Annotated in this window: 15 protein-coding genes and 1 pseudogene; 8 read left to right on the top strand and 8 right to left on the bottom strand. The window is 70.7% G+C overall.

Translation table 11 applies throughout. The features are described from left to right. Positions 1–20: 20 nt before the first annotated feature. Positions 21–269: a hypothetical protein gene (locus AB0B58_RS27740; protein ID WP_360229455.1), complete on the bottom strand. Its 249-nt coding sequence runs from the start codon at positions 267–269 to the stop codon at positions 21–23. Between the two features lie 65 nt (positions 270–334). Next, entirely contained in the window at positions 335–961 is a 627-nt protein-coding gene (locus tag AB0B58_RS27745; protein WP_360229457.1) for a disulfide bond formation protein DsbA, read from the bottom strand. 126 nt (positions 962–1,087) lie between these two features. On the opposite strand from AB0B58_RS27745, the gene pepN reads away from it, so the two are divergent. Both pepN and AB0B58_RS27755 read left to right on the top strand, forming a co-directional pair. Continuing rightward, on the top strand, positions 1,088–3,646 hold the full coding sequence (gene pepN / locus AB0B58_RS27750) for an aminopeptidase N (protein ID WP_360229459.1): 2,559 nt from the start codon (positions 1,088–1,090) through the stop codon (positions 3,644–3,646). A gap of 121 nt (positions 3,647–3,767) precedes the next feature. Continuing rightward, entirely contained in the window at positions 3,768–4,328 is a 561-nt protein-coding gene (locus AB0B58_RS27755) for a Uma2 family endonuclease (protein ID WP_360229461.1), read from the top strand. Here AB0B58_RS27755 and AB0B58_RS27760 read toward each other — a convergent pair. Beyond that, positions 4,325–4,708 (bottom strand): DUF5130 family protein, encoded by a 384-nt coding sequence (locus AB0B58_RS27760; protein WP_360229706.1) that lies wholly within the window; start codon positions 4,706–4,708, stop codon positions 4,325–4,327. The genes AB0B58_RS27755 and AB0B58_RS27760 overlap by 4 nt on opposite strands. 597 nt (positions 4,709–5,305) lie before the next feature. Here AB0B58_RS27760 and AB0B58_RS27765 point away from each other — a divergent pair. Both AB0B58_RS27765 and AB0B58_RS27770 read left to right on the top strand, forming a co-directional pair. Then, the gene (locus tag AB0B58_RS27765) at positions 5,306–5,794 is read left to right on the top strand and encodes a hypothetical protein (RefSeq protein ID WP_360229463.1); all 489 of its coding nucleotides are present in this window, start codon (positions 5,306–5,308) and stop codon (positions 5,792–5,794) included. 56 nt (positions 5,795–5,850) lie between these two features. After that, positions 5,851–6,597 carry a class F sortase gene (locus AB0B58_RS27770; protein ID WP_360229465.1) on the top strand — a complete coding sequence of 249 codons (747 nt, stop codon included), beginning with the start codon at positions 5,851–5,853 and terminating at the stop codon, positions 6,595–6,597. Between the two features lie 16 nt (positions 6,598–6,613). On the opposite strand, the gene AB0B58_RS27775 is transcribed toward AB0B58_RS27770, so the two are convergent. Further along, the gene (locus tag AB0B58_RS27775; RefSeq protein ID WP_360229467.1) at positions 6,614–7,156 is read right to left on the bottom strand and encodes an HNH endonuclease; all 543 of its coding nucleotides are present in this window, start codon (positions 7,154–7,156) and stop codon (positions 6,614–6,616) included. A 270-nt stretch (positions 7,157–7,426) separates the two neighbouring features. On the opposite strand from AB0B58_RS27775, the gene AB0B58_RS27780 reads away from it, so the two are divergent. The 4 genes from AB0B58_RS27780 (at position 7,427) to AB0B58_RS27795 (ending at position 11,796) form a co-directional block, all read left to right on the top strand. Beyond that, a complete protein-coding gene (locus AB0B58_RS27780; RefSeq protein ID WP_360229708.1) occupies positions 7,427–8,464 on the top strand; it encodes a mechanosensitive ion channel family protein in 1,038 nt (345 codons plus the stop codon). Positions 8,465–8,686: 222 nt separating this feature from the next. After that, positions 8,687–10,054, top strand: a complete 1,368-nt coding sequence (locus AB0B58_RS27785; RefSeq protein ID WP_360229469.1) for an MFS transporter — start codon at positions 8,687–8,689, stop codon at positions 10,052–10,054. Continuing rightward, a complete protein-coding gene (locus AB0B58_RS27790) occupies positions 10,051–10,476 on the top strand; it encodes a globin (protein WP_360229471.1) in 426 nt (141 codons plus the stop codon). The genes AB0B58_RS27785 and AB0B58_RS27790 overlap by 4 nt, the downstream gene beginning before the upstream one ends. Positions 10,477–10,536: 60 nt before the next feature. Then, positions 10,537–11,796, top strand: a complete 1,260-nt coding sequence (locus AB0B58_RS27795) for a PKD domain containing protein (protein ID WP_360229473.1) — start codon at positions 10,537–10,539, stop codon at positions 11,794–11,796. 52 nt (positions 11,797–11,848) lie between these two features. Here AB0B58_RS27795 and AB0B58_RS27800 read toward each other — a convergent pair whose 3' ends face one another. From AB0B58_RS27800 to ettA, 4 genes and pseudogenes are all read right to left on the bottom strand, one after another. Continuing rightward, positions 11,849–12,433, bottom strand: a complete 585-nt coding sequence (locus tag AB0B58_RS27800) for a YbjN domain-containing protein (protein WP_184996985.1) — start codon at positions 12,431–12,433, stop codon at positions 11,849–11,851. Positions 12,434–12,562: 129 nt separating this feature from the next. Then, positions 12,563–13,222, bottom strand: a pseudogene (locus tag AB0B58_RS27805) (hypothetical protein); the annotation flags it as partial. Positions 13,223–13,225: 3 nt separating this feature from the next. Further along, positions 13,226–13,630: a thioesterase family protein gene (locus AB0B58_RS27810; RefSeq protein ID WP_360229475.1), complete on the bottom strand. Its 405-nt coding sequence runs from the start codon at positions 13,628–13,630 to the stop codon at positions 13,226–13,228. Next, the gene (gene ettA / locus AB0B58_RS27815; RefSeq protein WP_360229477.1) at positions 13,623–15,299 is read right to left on the bottom strand and encodes an energy-dependent translational throttle protein EttA; all 1,677 of its coding nucleotides are present in this window, start codon (positions 15,297–15,299) and stop codon (positions 13,623–13,625) included. The genes AB0B58_RS27810 and ettA overlap by 8 nt, the downstream gene beginning before the upstream one ends. Positions 15,300–15,339: the final 40 nt, after the last annotated feature.

Below are 15,339 nucleotides of genomic sequence, written 5' to 3' on the forward strand. Positions count from 1 at the left end.
GCGCACACCCCGGTGTCGTCTCACGGCTGCGAGCGGAGCCGGTGCCGGCCGTACTGCGGCGCGGACGGCAGGTTGCCGCGCAGCTTGCCCTGCTTCGCCCGGCGCCGGGCCGAGACGGGCTCCGGCGCCGTGACCAGCGGAAAGCTGGACACGGTCACGGGCGGCGCCACCATCGCGGCGACATCGGAGGGCAGGTTGGGGCAGAAGCTGTCCCAGGCCCCGCGATGTACCGCGATGGTGGAAGTGGCGATGCTGTCGGACTCGGCCATCAGAGCCTCCGGTCGGATGTGGTTCTCGCCTCATCCAACGACCTGCCGGAGACTCAGGTGGCGCATCAGTCGAACATCGGGCCCAGATCGCGGGTGCGCTTGAGTTCGTAGAAGCCCGGCGTGCCGGCGACCAGCAGGACGCCGTCCCACAGCCGGCCCGCCGCCTCACCCTTCGGCGCGGGCGTCACGACCGGACCGAAGAAGGCGATCTTCTCGCCCTCGACCGGACCGGGCGCGTGGATGACCGGCGTTCCGACGTCCGTGCCGACCGGCTTCATGCCCGCGTTGTGGCTGGCCCGCAGCGCCTCGTCCCGGGCGTCGGTGTCGGCCGCCGCGGCCAGCGCCGGGTCGAGGCCGACCTCGGCGAGCGCCTCGGTGTACAGCTTCTCGTCGAGCTCGTACTTCTGCAGATGGATGCGGGTACCGAGGGCGGTGTACAGGTCGCGCAGCACCGCCGGACCGGCGGCCTCGGCGGCGGCGATGCAGACCCGGACCGGGCCCCAGCCCTTGGTCATCAGCTCCCGGTACTGCTCGGGCAGGTCGCGGCCCGAGTTGAGCACCGAGAGGCTCATCACGTTGAACGTGATATCGACGGATCGGACCTTCTCGACCTCCAGCAGCCAGCGGGAGGTTATCCAGGCCCATGGGCACAGGGGGTCGAACCACATGTCGACCGCGGCGCGTTCACTCATACCCTTGATCCTGCCTCGCCCGGCCCGGACCCGGCGGTGACGTGCGCCACGCGACGACCACATATGGTGACGTGGAAAGCTCTAGGTCGGGGCGATGAAGCCTGGACCAGCATTGAGGAGATTGAAGTGGCCGGAGTTCGTAACCTGACCCAGGTCGAGGCCGCCGAGCGGGCCCGCCTGCTCGAGGTGACGGGGTACGACATCGCCCTGGACCTGACCGACGGCCAGGGTGGGCCCGGTACGGGCACGTTCCGCACGACCACCCGGGTCGCCTTCCGCTGCACCGAACCCGGCGCGACGACGTTCATCGAGGTGGCGGCGGCGAGCGTCCGGCACGCGACGCTCAACGGCGCACCCGTCGACCTGTCCGGCTGGTCGGCGGAGAACGGCCTGACCCTGACCGGCCTGGCCGCGGAGAACACGCTGATCGTCGATGCCGACTTCGCGTACTCGGCGAGCGGGCAGGGCATGCAGCGCAGCGAGGACCCGGTCGACAAGGAGATCTACCTCTACAGCCAGTTCGAGACGGCGGACGCCCAGCGCGTGTACGCCGCCTTCGACCAGCCCGACCTGAAGAGCGTCTTCACCTGGCACGCCACGGTGCCGGCGCACTGGAAGGTCGTCTCGAACATGCCGGTGGACGACACCGTCCCGGCCGAGGCGGGCGCGAAGACCGTCCACTTTCAGACGTCGCCGCGGATGAGCACCTACATCACGGCGCTGTGCGCGGGGCCGTACCACGAGCTGCGCGACAGCCACGACGGCATCGACCTGGGTGTCTACTGCCGGGCCTCGATGGCGCAGTACCTCGACCCGGACGACCTGTTCCTGATCACCAAGCAGGGCTTCGACTTCTTCCACGAGCAGTTCGGTGTGCGCTACCCGCTGCCGAAGTACGACCAGCTCTGGGTGCCCGACTTCAACGCCGGCGCGATGGAGAACTTCGGCTGCGTCACGCACGCCGAGGCGCACTACATCTTCCGCTCACAGGTCACCGACTACGAGTACGAGCAGCGCGCCAACACGATCCTGCACGAGCTGGCCCACATGTGGTTCGGCGACCTGGTCACCATGCGCTGGTGGAACGACCTGTGGCTGAACGAGTCGTTCGCCGAGTGGGCCAGCCACTGGTGCAACACGACCGCGACGCGGTTCACCGACGCGTGGTCGACGTTCCTGTCGGTGCGCAAGGCGTGGGGCTACCGCCAGGACCAGCTCTCCTCGACGCACCCGGTCTACTGCGAGATGCCCGACCTGGAGGCCGTCGAGGTCAACTTCGACGGCATCACCTACGCCAAGGGCGCGAGCGTCATCAAGCAGCTCGTCGCGTACGTCGGGCTGAACGCCTTCCTCGACGGGCTGCGTGCGTACTTCCAGCGGCATGCGTGGGGCAACGCCACCTTCGACGACCTGCTGACCGAGCTGGAGACGGCCTCGGGCCGGGAACTGCGCAAGTTCGCCGCGCAGTGGCTCGAGACGGCTCAGGTCAACACGCTGCGCCCGCTGGTGACGATCGGCGCCGACGGCACGTACGAGAGCGTGGTCGTGCGCCAGGAGGCGCCGGCGGCTTACCCGACGCTGCGCACCCACCGCATCGGCGTCGGCCTCTACGACCTGCAGGACGACCGCCTGGTCCGCCGGGACCTGCTCGAGATCGACGTGACCGGCGAGGAGACCGAGATCCCGGCGCTGACCGGGGTACGGGCCGCGGACGTGCTGCTGGTCAACGACGACGACCTGACGTACGCGAAGCTGCGCCTCGACGACCGCTCGATGGCGACGGTCGTGCAGCACATCGACGGCTTCGAGTCGTCGCTGCCGCGGGCGTTGTGCTGGGCCGCGGCCTGGGACCAGCTGCGCGACGCCGAGCTTGCGGCCCGCGACTACATCGCGCTGGTCCGCGCCGGCCTGCCGCTGGAGCGCGACATCAACCTGACGACGGCGACGCTGCGCCAGGCCGCCACCACCCTGACCATGTACGCGGACCCGCAGTGGGCGCCGACGGGCTGGGCGCAGCTCGCCGAGACCGCCCGGACCACGCTGGCCGCGACCGAGCCGGGCAGCGGCTTCCAGCTCGCCTGGGCGCGCGCCTTCATCAACGCGGCGCGCGGCGACGAGGACCTGGCGATCCTGCGGGGCTGGCTGAACGGGACCGGGATCCCGGCGGGCCTGACCATCGACACCGAGCTGCGCTGGACGATCCTCGAGTCGCTGGCCGCCAAGGGCGCGGCCGGCGAGGCGGAGGTCGACGAGGAGCTGGCGTCGGACCTGACCGCCAGCGGCGAGCGGGAGGCCGCGCTCGCCCGTGCCCTGCTGCCGACGGCGGAGAACAAGGCCCGGGTCTGGGCGCAGCTCACGGGCGAGGAGAAGCTGCCGAACTGGCTCAACCGCTCGCTGCTGCAGGGTTTCCAGGCGTCGACGCAGGTGGAGCTCACCGCACCGTTCGCCCCGAAGTTCTTCGAGGCCGTCGACGCCGTCTGGGCCCGCTCCGACAGCGAGCCGGCCCAGGAGTTCGCGATGCTGGCCTACCCGGCGTACCAGGTGAGCGAGGAGACGGTCGCGCTGACCGACGCGTGGCTCGCCGCCGACGGGCACTCGCCGTCGCTGCGCCGCCTGGTCGCCGAGGGCCGGGACGGCGTGCTGCGGGCCCTGAAGGCCCGGGCGAAGGACGCTAGCGCAGGCTGAGAGTTTTCGCGGGTCGTGAGGGAATGAATTCCTTGCGACCCGCGAAACTTACGGGGTCGAAACCCACCGGAAACAACTAAGCGTGAGTACGCTGACACTCCACGCTGATGGAGGTGGTCCGGTGACTATCGGTGCGAACCCGGTCGTGCGTTGGACCGCCCCGGAAGGACAGTGGACCGAGCCGGACCTGCACCTCTTCCCGCAGGACGGGCACCGCTACGAGATCGTCGACGGCAGCCTGCACGTCACCCCGCCCCTGAACGGCCCGCACGAGGCCGTGGTGCAGGCCGTGGTGACGCTGCTGCGCGACGCGGCACCGAGCGGCTGGTGGGTCTGCGCACGGCTCGGCGTCGCGGTCGGCGCCAGCAACCTGGTACCGGACGTGACCGTGCTGCGGCCGCGCTCCTCGGGCGCGATCTGGGCCGACCCGGCCGACGTCGCGCTGGTGGTCGAGGTGGAGACCGACACCAGCCGGCGCTACGACCGCCTGCTCAAGCCGGCCCTGTACGCGGACGCGCGCATCGAGACGTACTGGCGGATCGAGCCGGACCGGTCGCCGGTGCTGCACACGTACGCCCTGGGCCCGGACGGCTATGTCCACGAGAAGACGCTGCAGGGCGCCGACCTGGTGAAGGTCGACGCCCCGTTCCCGGTACGGGTCTCCCCGTCCGCGTGGCTCTAGTGCCGGCCGGCGTGTGACGACAGCTGGTCGAGTCCGGAAAGGACGCCACCCGCGAGGTCTCCCCCGGCGAACGCGGCCGCCATCGAGAGCGCGGCCAGCTTCGAGTCGCGGTCGGTGATGCGCTTGCGCGCCTCCGACCCCGTCACGATCTCCAGGACCCGCTGGTTGGGCGAGACGGCGACGAGCACCGCCTTCGGGGCGCCCTCCAGCTGACGGTGCAGCTGCTCGGCGTATTCGCGGGTCGGCTCCTCGAGGTCACCGAGGTAGACGCTGAACGTCAGGCCGGTCTGCTGATCGGCGACCCGCAGCGCCTCGTCGAGCCGGAGCAGCTGGCGGGTCGTGAACGGCCCGTCGAGCGCGTCGATGCTGGCCTGCGACATCGTCAGCTCGGGCTGCTCGGTCAGCGTCGGCCCGCCGGGGTGGTCGAGCGCGGTCAGCGGCTGCTCGTTGCTCTCCGCCGTCAGGGCCTGAGTCTCACCAACGGTCACTTGCGCCTCCTGTCGGGCCGGGCCGGACCGGGGCGCCGGAGGAGTCCTCGAGGACTCCGGCCGGAAGCGCCGGCTGCGTCCCCGGGGCGGTCACCTGCGCGGGCGACGCCAGGAACCAGATCGGCCTGAAGTCGTAGGGCCGGCCGGGGCGGTAGCGGCGGGACGGCCGGTGCCGGCTGCCGCCGGACGCGCCGGACACCGCGATCACGGCGATGATCGCCGATGGAATGATGACAAAGACAAGAACCGTGTTGAATATCGACAACCTCAACGCCCCCAGGCGTCAAAAAGGAACCGGGCCAATTCACTGTGTTCCCAGTGATCCGAACGGTAATCACGGTAGCGGAGTGTTAGCCGTCACGGGCCGCCGGGTGTCAACACCCCCGAAGTGGGATCACCGCACCCACGCGAAAACGGCGCGCAGGTGCGAAAATCACCCTCACGCGCCGTCCGCGAGGTTTCTGCCGCGGACGGCAGGAGGGGGAGGTCATGCGCACATCCGTCCCGGCCGCACTCGCGGCTCTTGCCCTGGCCCTGCCCGTCGTCCTGATGGAGGAATCACCCGCCCTGGCGGCGAGCGTCTTCGTGGAGACCAACCCCAGCACGGTGCCCTCCGGCGACGAGATCGGAATCCGCGCCAGCTGCGACGACAACCTGAAACCGGCGACGGTGACGATCGACCCGATCGGCACGATCACCGTGTCGCCGAGCTACGGGTTCCTCACCGCAACGACGCGCGTCCCGGCCGCGACCGATCCGGGCGACTACCCCGTACGGCTGAAGTGCCCGGACGGGAAGACCGCGGAGAACACCCTGCACGTGGTCGTGAAGGTGGAACCGGCCCGCGGCCCGGCGACGGGCGGCGGCGGCACCGCACCGGCCCTGTCCGCCACGGCGATGATCGGCGGCGGGCTGGCCGCGGTGGCGGCCGGCGTGGCCCTCGGCGTGGTGGCCGCCCGGCGCCGCCGCCTCGGCTGAGGCGGCGGCAGATGCCCCGCCCGGCGGTGTCCAGGCAGGAGCCCCCCGGCCCACGCATGCCCGAGTCCGTGCTCCGGCGCCGCCCGGCCGAGGTGATCTCCCGGCCGCCTCCCCCGCCCGCACCGGCCCGCCTGCCGCGCCCCTCGGGCGGCACCAAGCTGCCGGCGCCGCAGCCGGTCCGCGGCCGCCGGCAGATGCCGCTGGGCCTGGCCGCGGTGATCCTGGTCTTCCTCGGCCTGTTCGCGGTGGCCACGGGGGTCGGCGCGGCGACCGGCTTCAACCTGCGCGACCTCTTCAAGGGCCCGGACAAGCCGCCGCCGCGGGCCTTTCCGGTGCTGAGCCCCAGCGACCCCGAGCGCCTGATGATCCCGGCGATCAAGGTGGCGGCGCCGATCCTGAACGTCGGCCTGGCGAAGGACGGCTCGGTCGGCACGCCGCCGCTGAAGCGGCACAACGAGGTCGGCTGGTTCGACCAGGGCCCGACACCGGGACAGTTCGGGCCGGCGCTGATCGTCGGCCACGCCGACACCCGCACGGGCCCGTCGGTCTTCCACGACCTGGGCAGGCTGAAGCCGGGTCAGAGGATCGAGATCCTGCGCGCGGACGACCGGGTGGCGATCTTCCGGATCAACTCGGTGGAGCACTTCAACAAGGAGAAGCTCCCGATCAAGCGCGTCTACGGCGACTACAGCAGGCCGTCGCTGCGCCTGGTGACGTGCGGCGGGAGCTGGCTCGGCGGCGACCGGGGCTACAGCGACAACGTCATCGTCTTCGCCAGCCTGACGGGCACGAGAGACGCCTGACGGGCGCGGCCGGTCCCTACGCGGCCTCCGCCTCGAGGGGCTTGGGCAGGTCGAGCCAGTCCGCCCACCGGGGGTCCGGGGTCCGGTGGCCCAGCACCCGCCAGGCGACGCCCCGGGGGGCCGCAGGCGCCGCGTGCAGGCGCCAGCCCAGCTCGGCGGGCGTCTTGTCGCCCTTGCTGTGGTTGCACTTCGCGCAGGCCGCCACCACGTTCTCCCAGGCGTGCAGGCCGCCCCGGCTGCGGGGGAAGACGTGGTCGATCGTCTCGGCCGAGCCGCGGCAGTAGGCGCAGCGGCCGCCGTCGCGGGCGAAGATCGCTCGGCGGGACAGGCCGACGTGTGTGCGGTACGGGACCTTCACGTACCGGGTCAGGCGCACCACCGACGGGACCGGGAGGGCCTGGCGCGCGCTGTGCAGGATGCCGTCCCCGTCGGAGACGCATTCCGCCTTGGTGGTCAGCACCAGGATCGTCGCCCGACGCACCGACACGACGCACAGCGGCTCGTAGGTGGCGTTCAATACCAACGCGGAGGAGCCGACCGTGGGTCGTATGTCAGGCATCGCGATCACCCTTCGGTATGGTGCTTGCAACCGCTCCCGTGTGCTTGTGGTCATAGGTCGAGCGCCGGATCTACCGGTGCTCGTGCGCCAATAGTCCCTGATGAATGACGAATTTGCGAGCAGAATCTGCGGTCGGCTCGTAAACGTCTGAGGTCTTGTGCGGGCACGCCCGGTCCGGTTCCGCCTGCAGCCCCGGACCGCGGGCCGGTAGGTTAAGCCCCCGTGATTCCGCTTGCCCCCGTTCCCACCCCGTCCGGCTCCACCGAACCGATCTACAGCGTGCCCGCCGAGCTCACGGATTCCTGCAAGTCGGACGTGCTCTGCTCCTGGGTCTTCGACCAGACCGGCATCCAGTGGCTCGCCAACAGCAGCTACGTGATCGTCGTCAAGCCGCTGCGGATCATCCTGATCGTCCTGATCGCGATCTTCATCCGGTGGCTGCTGCGCCGCGGCATCCGGCGGCTGACCGCCACCACGTCGCGGGCCGAGATGCCGGCCCTACTCAAGCCGCTGCGCGAGCGCGCCGACAAGCAGCAGGAGGCGGCCGAGAGCACCTACATCCCCGAGCGCCGCCGGCAGCGGGCCGAGGCGATCGGGTCGGTCCTGAGCAGCTTCGTCACCGCCGTCGTCTTCACCATAGCCACGCTCCTGGTCCTGGGTGAGCTCGGCTTCAATCTCGGCCCGCTGCTGGCCAGCGCCGGCATCGTCGGGGTTGCCGTGGGCTTCGGCGCGCAGAGCCTGGTCAAGGACCTGATCGCCGGCCTCTTCATGCTTCTGGAGGACCAGTACGGCGTCGGCGACACGGTCGACCTGGGCGACGCCATCGGGATCGTCGAGACCGTGGGCCTGCGGGTCACCACCGTGCGGGACATGCAGGGCGTGCTCTGGTACGTCCGCAACGGCGAGATCATCCGGGTCGGTAACAAGAGCCAGGGCTGGGCCATGGTGGTCATCGACATCCCGATCGGCTTCGTCAACTCGGAGGAGGCGACCCAGGTGCTGCGCGAGGCCGCGCTCGCCCTGGCCGAGGAGCCCGCGCACTCGACCGAGTTCCTCGAGCCGCCGGAGGTCATCGGCGTCGACCAGCTCACCGTGGACGGCGCGGTCATCCGCACGATCGCCAAGACCGCCGCGGCCAGCCGGATCCCCATCCAGCGGGAGTTGCGCCGCCGGCTCACCGAGGCACTGGAGGCCGCCGGGATCGCCGAGCGGATCGCCGTGTCGCGGATGTTGCCCCGTTCGGCGGTACCTCCGGGGTTTCCGCACCACTCGCCCGACACCCCGGGTACTCCTGGGGGTGCGACCTGACCTGCATATACGGCAGGATGGGGGATGTCCGACCTCGACCGAATGGACGATATTTCGCCCGTACGCCCTAGCCAGGACTCGGACGATCGGGCAGAATCGCGCAAAGAGCATCTGCACATGCAGCGTCACGTTCGCGCAGGCTTCAAATCCGGAGAAACCCGGCGAACGTGACCGGCCGCCGTCGGCGATCCCGCCGGCCGTCGCGATCGATGGAGGGCCCTGGTGTCGGACGACCGACCCGCCGCGCGACCGGCCGAACGGGCCGGCGGCGCGACGGAGCCGGAGCGCCCCGTGACTTTCCGGGACGTCTTCGCGGTTCAGGAGTACCGCGCGCTCTACGTCTCGCTCGTCGTCAGCTGGCTGGGCGACTATCTGGCCCGCGCGGCGATCGTCGTGCTGGTCTACCAGCAGACCGAGTCCGTGCTGCTCTCCGCCGTGTCGTTCGCCGTGAGCTACGTGCCGTGGATCGTCGGCGGCCCGGTGCTGGCAGCGCTCGCGGACCGCTACCCCTACCGCCGCGTCCTGATCGTCGCCGACCTGGCCCGGGCCGTCCCGATCGCGCTCATCGCGCTGCCCGGCATGAACGTCTACGTCATCATCGTGCTGCTCTTCGTGGCGATGCTCGGCGCCCCGCCCACCCAGGCGGCGCGCTCCGCCCTGATGCCGCTGATCCTGGACCGCCGCGAGCTCGTCACGGGCCTGGCCATCAACGCCTCGACCTCGCAGGCCGCCCAGGTCGTCGGCTACCTGCTCGGCGCGACGCTCGCCGTCGCGATCAACCCCCGGCTGGGCATCGCGCTGGACGCGGTCTCCTTCGTCGTCTCCGCCGGCCTGATCGCGATGGGCGTCCGGCCGCGGCCCGGGGCCGCCGACCGCGCCGAGCGACGGCACCTGCTGCGGGAGACCGGCGAGGGCTTCCGCCTGGTCTTCGGTACGCCGCTGCTGCGCTCGATCGCGCTGATGGTGTTCGCCCTGACCACCTTCACGATCCTGCCCGAGGGCCTGGCCGCCGGCTGGGCCGCGCTGTTCCACGAGGAGCCCTCCGCCCGCGGCTTCGACCAGGGCCTGATCATGGCCGCCGGCCCGATCGGCTTCGTCATCGGCGGGCTCGGCATCAACCGGCTGGTCGTCCAGTCGCGGCGCCGCCGGCTGGTCAGGCCGCTCGCCCTGCTGGCGCCGACGGCGCTGGCCCTGACCGTCTTCGCGCCGAACGCCGGGACCGTCGCCGTGTTCGTCGTGATCTCCGGCATCGCCCAGGGCGGCCTGATGCCCACCCTCAACGGCGAGTTCGTGCTGGCCCTGCCGCACGGCTACCGCGCCCGGGCGTACGGCGTCGTGCAGGGCGGCCTGCAGTTCACCCAGTGCTTCGCCGTGATCGCCACCGGCGCCCTGGCCCAGGTCTCGTCGATCCCGCTGGTCGTCGGCGTGTGGAGCATCGGCGGGCTGCTGCTGATGCTGGCCCTGGTCGCCTACCGGCCGCAGGCGGTCGCCGAGGAGGACGCCCAGGCGGTCGTCCCGCCGACCGCCGCGGCAACGCACGTCACACCGGATCCGGTTCGGCCCGGTCCTGCTGGCAAACTGGACAGGTGAGCGCAGCAGAAGAGCAACCGGAAGCCAGCTTCTTCGAGGCAGTCGGCGGCGAGCCGACCTTCCGCCGGCTCGTCGACGCGTTCTACGAGGGCGTCGCGCAGGACCCCCTGCTGCGCCCGATGTACCCCGAGGAGGACCTCGGCCCGGCCGCCGACCGCCTGACCCTGTTCCTGATGCAGTACTGGGGCGGCCCGAACACCTACTCGGCCAGCCGCGGCCACCCGCGGCTGCGGATGCGGCACGCACCGTTCCGGGTCGGCCCCGCCGAGCGCGACGCCTGGCTGCTGCACATGCGCGCCGCGGTCGACTCGCTGCACCTGCCCGAGCCGCACCGCACCGCCCTCTGGGACTACCTCGAGCGGGCCGCCTACTTCATGGTCAACACGATGGAGGCACATCCCGGGGGGCAGCCCACTCGTTGATCGGATTAACACCGCGAACGTCTCATCACGGACATCGCGGCCCGATCCCAGGAGTGAACGATGCGACGCCGCTTGCTCGCAGCTACCGCGCTGACCTGCGCCGCCCTGCTGGGTGGGACGCCCGCCGCGGCCGATCTGGCTCAACCGGCGGTGGTCTCGGCCGATCCCGTGGACTTCACCCCGCACGTCCTCGACGGGACGGTCTGGGCCCTGGCCGTCGTGGGTGACACGGTCATCGTCGGCGGCAGCTTCACCCGCGTGCAGGACAGCACCCGCAAGACCACCTACCCCCGCAAGAACATCTTCGCGTACGGGCTGCGCGACGGGGTGGTGAGCGCCTTCGCTCCCCAGGTGGACGCCCCTGTCTACGCACTCGCCGCCGGCTCGACCGACACCGTCTACCTCGGCGGCTCCTTCAAGACCGTGAACGGCACCACCCAGCGTGGCCTCGCCCGCGTCTCGGTGGCGGACGGCTCGCGGGTCACCGCCTTCAACGCGACGATCAACTGGGGTGACGTGCGGACGCTGAACGCCCGCGGCGCCAGCCTCTACGCCGGCGGCACGTTCTCCTCGATCAACGGCACCAAACGGGCCGGGCTGGCCCGCCTCGACGCGGGCAGCGGGGCGGTCGACATGGGCTTCGACGCCAAGCTCTCCGCGCCCGGCCTGACCCGGACCCGGGTCGAGCACTTCGACATCACCCCGGACGGCACCCGGCTGGTCGCGGTCGGCGCGCTGCTCAGGGTCGGATCGGTGAGCCGGGCGCAGATCGCCATGTTCGACATCACCGGCCCCGCGGCGACCGTGACCAGTTGGTACACGGACGCATACAAGCCGCCGTGCATGAAGGGCTTCGACACCTACCTGCGGCAGGTGAAGTTCTCCCCCGACGGCAGGTACTTCGTGGTCGCCTCCACCGGCCGGGCCTCCTCGCCGACCAAGCTCTGCGACTCGGCCGCGCGCTTCGAGACCGGCGGCAACGGCAAGCACAACCCGACCTGGGTGCAGCGCACCGGTGGCGACTCGCTCTACGCGGTCGCGGTCACCGGCAGCGCCGTCTACGTCGGCGGGCACCACCGTTACCTGGACAACCCGTACGGCAGCGACTCGAAGGGCCCGGGACCCGGCGCGGTCACCCGGGTGGGCATCGGCGCGATCAGCCCCAGCACCGGCAGGGCGCTGTCCTGGAACCCGGGCCGGGACCGGGGCGTCGGGGTGCGGGCGTTCCAGGTCGTTCCGGAGGGCCTGATCGTCGGCTCCGACACCGACAAGCTCGCCAAGGAGTACCACGGGCGGATCGGGATGTTCCCGCCCTCCTGACCGGCGCAGAAGGAAGGGGCACCCGGCATCCCGGGTGCCCCTTCTGCGGCTCTCAGAGCAGTGCGCCCTCGTCGTGCAGCCAGTCGACGAACGAGGTCGCCACGGCGGCACCACAGTCGAGCATCTCCACCAGCAGCGCGTCGTGCGCGCCCGACGCGAGCGGCACCTGCAGCTCGGCGTAGATGGGCAGCTGCCCGCGTTCGGTGGGGTCACCCACGTAGGCCTTGCAGAAGCGGCGGGTGTGATTCCATTCGTTAACCACGCGGTACGCACGGTCGGCCCAGTCGGGCGGGACGGTCGCGTGCGGACGGGCGCGCATGACCAGGATCTCGTCGTCGGGTCCCTCGAGCGTGAACAGCACGGCGTGCCGTTCCCACATCGCCAGCAGGCTCCCGCCGCCGTCGGCGAGGAACCGGACGTCGAGCAGGTCGAGGGCCTTGCCGAGCCGCGCCAAGTCGACCGGGGCGACCTGGCCTGGTTCGTCGATCGCGGACAGATCGGCGGAGGACATCGAAGAGTGTCCCGGCTCACGCTGCGCCGGCACTCCGACGCGGACGCTGCTCTGCAACGCCACCTCGCCGCCGGTCTCGGGCTCATCGCCTCCGGCCGACCCGGGACGCCATGACCACCACGGCATCGTTGTGCACCTCACTCCCCAGCAGGCCCTCCGCCGGACGTAGCGGTGGACCCCGGGGCGACGGTACCCGTACAGGTCGCGGAGGTCATCCCCTCAAAGGGAGGGCGCGACCGGAGGAACGATGCATCATCACCCTTTCGGGTGACCCCCTATAGGCATAACAGTCAGTTCTTTGACCGGCTGTAGCCAGGCGACTCCATATGGTGCGGAAAGTCCCACCCAGCGTCCCGCCACGCACACTCGGGCGGATGGACCGTCCTCATCGGCCGGACCGAGGAACCCCATCCGCGAGCTCGCCTGAACGAGCCGCTGCGACACCTCGACTGGGCCGGCGGCGGCCGCCGTGACGACGAGCGCGACGTGATCGAGCAGCGCGTCGCGGACCGCGCGCTGACCGACCGCCCGGCCCGCGATGCCGCCCGCGGTCACCTCGCGCAGGGTTCCCGCCGCCGCCGTCGCCAGCCGGCTCAGCTCCGCGGTCGCCACCGACTCCACGACCGTGGACCGGGCCGGCGGCAACGGCCAGCGCCAGTCGCCGTCGCGGCGGGCCGGCAGCTCCGGGCTCCGCTCCGCCAGCGCGGCCAGCAGCTCGGCGGCCGGCACGGTCGCGTCGCCCGGGCCGGGCCCGGCCACCTCGCGGGTGACCAGCACGCCCCAGGGCAGCGGCGCCCAGAGCGCGGTGCGGTCCCCCGCGGAGCGCAGCCGGACCGGCACCAGCCGGTCCAGCCGGACCAGCCGGGCCAGGAAGGCACCCGCATCCGCCACGCCGGTGATCCCGTGAGCGGTCATCGCTCAAGCCTCCAGGTAAGGCTTGAGGAAATCGCGCTCCGCCTCGGTCAACCGGCGCGGGAACTGCTCGGCCAGGTTGTACGGCACGCAGACCGAACTGGCCCGGCTGGCGAGCACGCCGTCGTCGAAGAGCTCGTACGAGACCGTGAAGCTGGCCGCCCGCAGCTGGGAGACCCACATCTCGATGCGCACGGCGTCGCCGTAGTCGACCGGGCGCAGGTAGTCGACCTCGTGCCGGGAGATGACGATGCCGTCCTCGAAGGAGGTGACGCCCTGCGCCCGCGCGCCGACAAAGAACATGGCGACCCGCGCCTCCTCGTAGAGGGTGAGGAAGCGCGTGTTGTTCACGTGGCCGTACGCGTCCATGTCGGACCAGCGCACGGCCACGTCGTAGCTGAACCTAGTCACGCGTCAGCTTGCGGTAGGTGACACGGTGCGGCCGGGCCGCGTCGGCACCCAGACGGTCGATCTTGTTCTTCTCGTACGCCTCGTAGTTGCCCTCGAACCAGAACCAGTTGTCCGGGTCCTCCTCGGTGCCCTCCCACGCGAGCATGTGGGTGGAGACCCGGTCCAGGAACATCCGGTCGTGGGAGATGACCACGGCGCAGCCGGGGAACTCCAGCAGCGCGTTCTCCAGGCTGGACAGCGTCTCGACGTCCAGGTCGTTCGTCGGCTCGTCGAGCAGGATCACGTTGCCGCCGATCTTCAGCGTCATCGCGAGGTTGAGCCGGTTGCGCTCGCCGCCGGAGAGCACCTTGACCGGCTTCTGCTGGTCCGGCCCCTTGAAGCCGAACGCCGCGACGTACGCCCGGGACGGCATCTCGACCTTGCCGACCATCATGTGGTCGAGCCCGTCGGAGACGACCTCCCAGACCGTCTTCGAGCCGTCGAGGCCGGAACGGTTCTGGTCGACGTACGACAGCTTGACCGTCTCGCCGACCCGCACCGTGCCCGAGTCCGGCTTCTCCAGCCCGACGATGGTCTTGAACAGGGTGGTCTTGCCGACGCCGTTCGGGCCGATGATGCCGACGATGCCGTTGCGCGGCAGCGAGAACGACAGGTTGTCGATGAGCACCCGGTCCTCGAAGCCCTTGACCAGGTCCTTCGACTCGATCACGGTGCTACCCAGACGCGGGCCCGGCGGAATCTGGATCTCCTCGAAGTCCAGCTTGCGGGTCTTCTCCGCCTCGTTGGCCATCTCCTCGTAGCGCTCGAGGCGCGCCTTGGACTTGGTCTGACGGGCCTTCGCGTTCGACCGGACCCACTCGAGCTCGTCGGTGAGGCGCTTCTGCAGCTTCTGGTCCTTGCGGCCCTGCAACTGCAGGCGGGCGGCCTTCTTGTCCAGGTACGTCGAGTAGTTGCCCTCGTAGGGGAACGCGCGGCCCCGGTCGAGCTCGAGGATCCAGGTGGCGACGTTGTCGAGGAAGTACCGGTCGTGCGTGATCGCGATGACCGTGCCGGCGTACTTCGCCAGGTGCTGCTCCAGCCACTGCACGCTCTCGGCGTCCAGGTGGTTGGTGGGCTCGTCGAGCAGCAGCAGGTCGGGCGCCTCGAGCAGGAGCTTGCACAGCGCGACGCGGCGGCGCTCACCACCGGAGAGCTGGGTGACGTCGGCGTCCGGCGGCGGGCAGCGCAGGGCGTCCATGGCGAGCTCGAGCTGTGAGTCGACGTCCCACGCGTTGGAGTGGTCGAGCTCCTCCTGGAGCTTGCCCATCTCCTCCATGAGCTCGTCGGTGTAGTCGGTGGCCATCTGCTCGGCGATCTTGTTGAACCGCTCGAGCTTGGCCTTCGTCTCCGCGACGGCCTCCTCGATGTTGCCGAGGACGGTCTTGGCCTCGTTGAGCGGGGGCTCCTGGGCGAGCATGCCGACGGTGTAGCCCGGCATCAGCCGCGCCTCGCCGTTGCTCACGGTGTCCAGCCCGGCCATGATCTTCAACAGGCTGGACTTACCAGCGCCGTTGGGGCCGACCACACCGATCTTGACGCCGGGGAGGAAGTTCAGCGTCACATTGTCGAGCACGACCTTGTCGCCGTGCGCTTTGCGCGCCTTTTCCAGGACGTAGATGAACTGGGCCACGGTGCGGCCTACCTCCGTGATCGGGATTTCCGGGATGCCG

Origin of the sequence: Actinoplanes sp. NPDC049118 (assembly GCF_040648555.1) — a bacterium.
Taxonomy (GTDB): domain Bacteria; phylum Actinomycetota; class Actinomycetes; order Mycobacteriales; family Micromonosporaceae; genus Actinoplanes.